General features: G+C 48.9%; 5 protein-coding genes. 4 read left to right on the forward strand and 1 reads right to left on the reverse strand.

Going from position 1 to position 6,505, the window contains the following annotated elements; genetic code table 11:
- Window positions 1–102: 102 nt before the first annotated feature.
- Entirely contained in the window at window positions 103–396 is a 294-nt protein-coding gene (locus AM506_RS17385) for a DUF4190 domain-containing protein (protein WP_060673785.1), read from the reverse strand.
- 208 nt (window positions 397–604) lie between these two features.
- Here AM506_RS17385 and AM506_RS17390 point away from each other — a divergent pair, with 208 nt between their 5' ends.
- From AM506_RS17390 to AM506_RS17405, 4 genes are all read left to right on the forward strand, one after another.
- Window positions 605–1,075: a MarR family winged helix-turn-helix transcriptional regulator gene (locus AM506_RS17390; protein WP_060673787.1), complete on the forward strand. Its 471-nt coding sequence runs from the start codon at window positions 605–607 to the stop codon at window positions 1,073–1,075.
- The gene (locus tag AM506_RS17395; RefSeq protein WP_060673789.1) at window positions 1,072–2,796 is read left to right on the forward strand and encodes an ABC transporter ATP-binding protein; all 1,725 of its coding nucleotides are present in this window, start codon (window positions 1,072–1,074) and stop codon (window positions 2,794–2,796) included. The genes AM506_RS17390 and AM506_RS17395 overlap by 4 nt, the downstream gene beginning before the upstream one ends.
- On the forward strand, window positions 2,793–4,652 hold the full coding sequence (locus tag AM506_RS17400; protein ID WP_060673791.1) for an ABC transporter ATP-binding protein: 1,860 nt from the start codon (window positions 2,793–2,795) through the stop codon (window positions 4,650–4,652). Before AM506_RS17395 ends, AM506_RS17400 begins: the two co-directional genes overlap by 4 nt.
- 403 nt (window positions 4,653–5,055) lie before the next feature.
- The gene (locus tag AM506_RS17405) at window positions 5,056–6,429 is read left to right on the forward strand and encodes an MDR family MFS transporter (RefSeq protein WP_060673793.1); all 1,374 of its coding nucleotides are present in this window, start codon (window positions 5,056–5,058) and stop codon (window positions 6,427–6,429) included.
- The last annotated feature ends 76 nt before the right edge of the window (window positions 6,430–6,505 follow it).

The following is a 6,505-nucleotide window of genomic DNA, read 5'->3' on the forward strand; positions in this document are numbered from 1 at the left end:
CAGATGGTTAAAAAAACGTCCCGTGGGAATGGCCGCGGGACGTTTTTTTAACATGATGGACAGGCTTAGGAAAAAAACTACGGTACCCGTCCCCATGGCCCGTCAAGAAGCTACAGTACTCGTAAAAGTCATATAAGAAATGACCACCCACATGATCGAGAATGAAATCCCTATCAGACTGAAAATGATCCCGGCGATGGCGAGATTTCTCCCCTCCTGGTTATCACGCTTGACTTCCTTCAGTCCAATCATCCCGAGGATGGAACCGACGATCCCCAGAATAAAGCCGACAAATGGAAGGATCACAATCACTATGGATAGGATACCTAAAAGAAGAGAGGCGACTGCTTTTCGATTAAAACCTTTCCTCTCCTCTGCCCGATGTTCATGATTCATTGGTAAATCCCCCTTTTGACATACTATATGTGTCAATCCTCATAAAGCTCCTTATAAAATGGACGTTTTTCCTGCTTACATTAACGCGCTCCTTCTAATGCATTTTGTCGAAACCATCCCTTTGACTATCCCGCACAAAAGGAATAAACTAAGATAGTTCCATTACGAACAGTTCATTATATTAACCATTAGAAATGAGGGCATATCAATGGAAAGTCAGCAGATCACTCCTGCGCTGCAATTATTGCGTTCATTTTCAAGAGTGAATAAGACCATGATGCGGTTCGTTCAGAAAACGGCTGCCGAGAATGGGTTATCTGTCCCGCAATATACGATATTAGTGACGATTGCCCCTGAGAAAGAATTGACTCAGAAGACAATCGGGGAAAGGACGTTCCTGCCGAAAAGCACGTTGAGTCAGGCCGTCGATGGGCTCGTTCAGGCAGGATTCCTTCACCGGCAGCAGGTGGAAGACAATCGCCGGGAAATGCTTCTCTCCCTCAGCAATCAAGGGGAGACGGTGTTAAAAGGGATTCATAAACAGGAAGGAAGCATTCATCAGCTGACGGCAGGGGCTGTTGAGACTTTATCGGAAGAAGAGTTTGCCGGACTTCTGAAGGCACATCAGCAGATTGCCGACTTCTTTGATCAGAAAGGAAACGAGGAGGATGCTACATGATCAAGCTCTTAAAACACTTATCTGCGTATAAATGGATGGTTGTCGGGATCTTCGTGTTGATCTTCATTCAATCCATGTCGACCCTCTATTTACCGACGCTTATGTCTGACATCATTGACAAAGGGGTCGTCGTCGGGGACATCCCGTATATTTGGAAGATCGGTGGATTCATGCTGATCGTTTCCGCTTTCGGTGCGGTCGCTTCTATCATTGCAAGCTTCTATTCTTCGAAAGCAGCCATCGGGATGGGGCGCGATGTCCGCCGGAAGCTTTTCTATCATATTGAGAAATTTTCGTTGCAGGAATTCGATGAAGTGGGGACCGCCTCACTGATTACGAGGACGACGAACGATATCACTCAGGTGCAGCAGGTAGTGATCATGCTGCTTCGGATGATCATCAGTGCACCGATCATGCTGGTCGGCGGGATCATCATGGCGGTATTGATGGATGCGAAGCTATCCCTGGTCATTATCCTGACGATGCCGGTATTGGTCGGGGCGATCCTGCTGATTCTGTATAAAGGGATCCCGTTGTTCCAGACCGTCCAGAAAAAGCTGGATCAATTGAATCTTGTCCTCCGTGAGAACTTGACCGGGATCCGGGTCATCCGTGCGTTCAACCGGGAACCGGAAGAGAAGGAGCGCCTGAAACGGACGAATCATGAACTGACGGATGTGTCGATTAAAGTAAATAAAATCATGGCCTTCATGATGCCGGTCATGATGCTCGTCATGAATATGACGGTTGTGGCCGTGATTTGGTTCGGTGGGATCCGGATCGATAACGGCGGGATGCAGATCGGGGATTTGATGGCGTTCATTCAATATGTCATGCAGATCATGTTTGCCCTCGTCATGGCGTCGATGATGTTCGTCATGGTCCCACGTGCCGATGTATCGGCGAAACGGATCAACAAAGTACTGGAAATGAAGCCTTCTTTTGACGATAAAGGGACGAAAACAGCAACGGTTCAGCAAGGGACGCTGGAGTTTGACTCTGTCACCTTTCACTATCCTGGTGCCGAAGAGCCTGCGTTGTCCGATATCAGTTTCACCGCGAATCCCGGGGAAACGACAGCCATCATTGGCGGAACCGGATCAGGGAAAACGACGCTTATCAATTTGATTCCCCGCTTTTATGAGATCGCAAGCGGTACAATCCGGGTCAATGGCGTGGATATCAGGGAAGCTTCCCAGGATGAAGTCAGGTCGAAGCTTGGACTCATCCCGCAGAAGGCAACCCTTTTTACCGGAACGATTGCAGAGAATATCCGTTTTGGAAAAGAAGATGCCAGTGATGAAGAAGTGGCGGAGGCCGCACGGATCGCTCAGGCGGAGGAATTCGTCAGCCGGATGGACGGGGGATTTCAGGCAGAAATCGAGCAGGGCGGATCGAATCTCTCCGGAGGTCAGAAACAGCGCTTGTCGATTGCAAGAGCCCTTGTGCGGAAACCGGACATTTATTTATTTGACGACAGCTTCTCAGCCCTTGATTACAAAACGGATGCCAGACTCCGTGCCACTTTGAAAAAAGAAACCGGTGAGGCTACGGTGCTCATCGTAGCCCAAAGGGTCAGCACAGTCGTTGATGCCGACCGGATCATTGTGCTCGAGAAAGGAAGGGTGGCCGGGATAGGTACCCATCAGGAGCTGCTTGACACCAATGAAGTGTATCAGGAGATCGTCGCATCACAGCTTTCAGAGGAGGAATCGGCATGAGTAAGGAACGTAAACCTCAAAGAGGCGGAGGTCATGGAGGATTCGGACCGGGCGGCGGAAATATGATGATGATGGGGCAGAAGCCCAAGAATTTCAAAGCCACGTTGAAGCGCCTGCTTGGTTATCTGAAGCCGCGCCGCGGGAAATTGATCGCTGTACTATTTGCAGCCATCTTAAGCACGGTGTTTGCCATCATCGGTCCGAAAATCATGGGGAATGCCATCACGGAATTATTCGAAGGCGCCTATGCAAAATTTAAAGGAGTTCCCGGTGCCGGGATCGACTTTGGAAAAATCGGAGAGATCCTGTTGCTGCTTGCTGGGTTATATGTGTTCAGCAGCATCTTTAATTTTATCCAGCAATACATCATGTCGAGCGTCGCCCAGCTGACGGCGTATGATTTAAGGGAAGATGTGAATCAAAAGATCGAGAAGCTTCCCCTGAAGTATTACGACGGCCGTCCGAACGGGGAGACCTTGAGTCGGATGACGAATGACATCGATACGATCAGCAGTACGCTGCAGCAAAGTCTGACCCAGTTCATCACGTCGATCGTGACGATTGTCGGGATCATCATTATGATGCTATCAATCAGTCCTTTGTTGACGCTCATTTCGGTTGTGAGCTTACCGGTTTCCGTGTTTGCCATTCGTCCTATCTTGAAGCGGTCCCAGAAACACTTTGCCGATCAGCAGCGGACGCTTGGTCAGCTGAATGGACACATTGAGGAGATGTTCACCGGACACCAGGTCGTGAAAGCCTTCGGTCATGAAAAGAAGGCCGGAGTGGAGTTCGATTCGGTGAACGATGAATTGTATGAAGCGGGAAGCAAAGCCCAGTTCATCTCAGGGATCATCATGCCAATCATGATGTTCATCGGAAACATCAGCTATGTTCTCATCAGTGTCGTCGGGGGGATCCTTGTGACGAACCGGGCGATTTCCATCGGGGACATCCAGGCGTTTATCACCTATACCCGCCAGTTCACCCAGCCGATCACCCAGACCGCGAACATTGCGAACATCGTTCAATCGACCGTCGCAGCTGCTGAACGGGTATTTGAGCTTCTGGATGAGGAAGAAGAAGTGAAAGAAGAAACCGTGGCGCACTTATCCCGTCCAAAAGGCGAGGTCGCGTTTGAACATGTGGACTTCGGATATGGCGAAAACCTGTTGATCAATGATATGAACATTCATGTGAAGCCCGGTCAGACGGTTGCGATTGTGGGACCGACGGGAGCGGGTAAAACGACTTTGATCAATCTGTTAATGCGATTTTATGAATTGAATGACGGGAAAATCAAGATCGACGGCATCGACACGAGGTCCGTCCCTCGAAGTGAATTGAGAAAAAGCTTTGGAATGGTGCTGCAGGATACGTGGCTCTTTAAGGGGACGATCCGGGAAAATATTGCGTACGGGAAGACGGGTGCGACGGAAGAGGAAATCATGGAGGCGTCCGAGATGGCCCATGCCGATCATTTCATCCGCACGCTGCCCGACGGCTATGACACCGTCCTGAATGAGGAAGCATCGAATATCTCACAAGGGCAGAAACAGCTTATGACCATCGCAAGGGCGATCCTTGCCGACCCACCGATCATGATCCTGGATGAAGCGACATCAAGCGTCGATACCCGGACCGAGCTATTGATCCAGCAGGCCATGAACCGCTTGATGGAGGGACGAACAAGCTTCGTCATCGCTCATAGACTTTCGACGATTAAAGATGCAGACCTGATTCTCGTCATGGACCAGGGATCTGTCATCGAACAGGGAACGCATGCTGAACTTCTTCGGGAGAACGGTTTTTATGCGGATCTGTATAATAGTCAGTTTGGGGAAGTGGCTGGGTAAGGATCAGCTGCTTTCTGGATATGGGTGCCGGACGTTCTGATAAGCTTATCGGGGCTGTTCCGGCACCTTTTTTCGATTGCGTTTTTAAAAGAAAGAAAATTCGACACGTTGGCATGAAAATTGTATTACTCGCATGATTTTTATGTATGTCGCATGATTGATAGAAATCCCGCTTGATTTTTCTGAATCTCGCATGATTATCTCAAATCCTGCACGATCAAGCTCCATTTCAGCATGAAATCTGCAACTCGTCTGGTCGGAGGCTTCCTTGCGAGCTATATCTCCTGTTTTTTACTCATTTAAGTGGTAAAATAAATATAGGTTTAAAAAATGCCCTTCACCACAATGAAGGCTCTTACTCCAGCATCTCCATGAATTTACATAGAAGAAAGGGATATACAAAATGAATCAGGAAACAAAACAAAAATCCGTAGTGTTTGCTTTATTAATCGCCACGTTCCTCACGGCAATAGAAGGAACGATCGTCAGTACGGCGATGCCGAAGATTGTAGAGGATCTCGGCGGAAGCGAGCTGTATACGTGGGTTATCTCGGTCTATCTTTTGGCGATTGTAATCAGTACGCCTGTCTTCGGTAAGCTGGCTGATTTATTCGGAAGAAGGATTATGTTTACGATCGGTGTCAGCATCTTTTTAGCAGGTTCCATGCTCTCAGGGTTATCGCAGTCGATGGAACAGCTCGTCCTGTTCCGCTTGATTCAGGGTATTGGAGCTGGGGCATTGACGACGCTGCCGTTTACGATCATCGGCGATGTGTTTACATTTGAAATGAGGGCCAAAATGCAAGGGTGGATGAGCAGTGTCTGGGGGATAGCCGGCATAACGGGGCCACTTGCAGGCGGTTTTATCGTCGATACGATTTCGTGGCATTGGATCTTCTATATGAATCTTCCGTTTGGTATTCTATCACTATTCCTATTATGGACGTCATTGAAGGAGAATATCGAAAAGAAGAAACACAGAATCGACTACGCCGGGATTTTCACTTTTGCCGTCAGCATAACCGCTTTTCTGTATGCTTTGACGTTATTAAAGGAAGAGGAACACGTGACGAGTGGGATTCTGTCTTTACTGATTGTGGCGGCCATTGGCATCAGTCTGTTCATCTGGATTGAATCGAAGGCCGATGAGCCCATGCTCCCACTCACATTATTCAAGAATCGTTTTATCACGATTTCCACGATTGCCGGTTTTCTCCTTGGTTTCATTCTGGTAGCCGTAACGTTCTATATCCCTTTATGGGTCCAGGGTGTCACCGGTTTGAATGCCACCATGTCCGGGGTGACGATGCTGCCGATGTCCATTACCTGGCCGTTCGCTGCAGTGCTATCAGGTAAGTTGATGGCGAAAACCTCCATTGGAAGAATCACCGTGATGGGGATATCCGTCATTACAGCGGGATGTCTCGGATTGGTTTTATTTACGGATCATACGATCGTGCCGTTGATGATGGTGGTCACGGCCATCATCGGCTTTGGCTTCGGGTTATCCCTTACAGCCTTCACAGTGGCCGTTCAGTCTTCTGTTGAATGGAAGGTCCGGGGAGCGGCCATGGGGACGTTCAATTTAATGCGAAACCTTGGACAATCCATCGGGATAGCGGTGTCCGGCCTGTGGCTGAGCGAGAAACTAAGCGGCCAAGTACTGGAGTCAAGCCTCCACACCGTCTTCATCATCCTCGTAGTATTAGCCCTGTGCGCCATCGTGACAGCAGGAGTCTTACTAGGGGAAAAGGGGAAAGAACTTTCGTTGAATTAGGGAAGCGTGGGGACGGTTCTCCTGCTTCCAAACATGGGGAAGCACCAGCACCGTCCCTCTGCTTCTTAATTTCTCC

This window comes from Rossellomorea vietnamensis (assembly GCF_001305855.1).
GTDB lineage: Bacteria > Bacillota > Bacilli > Bacillales > Bacillaceae_B > Rossellomorea > Rossellomorea vietnamensis_A.

Excerpts from the sequence above, each read along its gene's own strand:
- AM506_RS17385 (WP_060673785.1), bottom strand. The coding sequence starts at position 396 with ATGAATCATGAACATCGGGCAGAGGAGAGGAAAGGTTTTAATCGAAAA.
- AM506_RS17390 (WP_060673787.1), top strand. The coding sequence starts at position 605 with ATGGAAAGTCAGCAGATCACTCCTGCGCTGCAATTATTGCGTTCATTT.
- AM506_RS17395 (WP_060673789.1), top strand. The coding sequence starts at position 1,072 with ATGATCAAGCTCTTAAAACACTTATCTGCGTATAAATGGATGGTTGTC.
- AM506_RS17400 (WP_060673791.1), top strand. The coding sequence starts at position 2,793 with ATGAGTAAGGAACGTAAACCTCAAAGAGGCGGAGGTCATGGAGGATTC.
- AM506_RS17405 (WP_060673793.1), top strand. The coding sequence starts at position 5,056 with ATGAATCAGGAAACAAAACAAAAATCCGTAGTGTTTGCTTTATTAATC.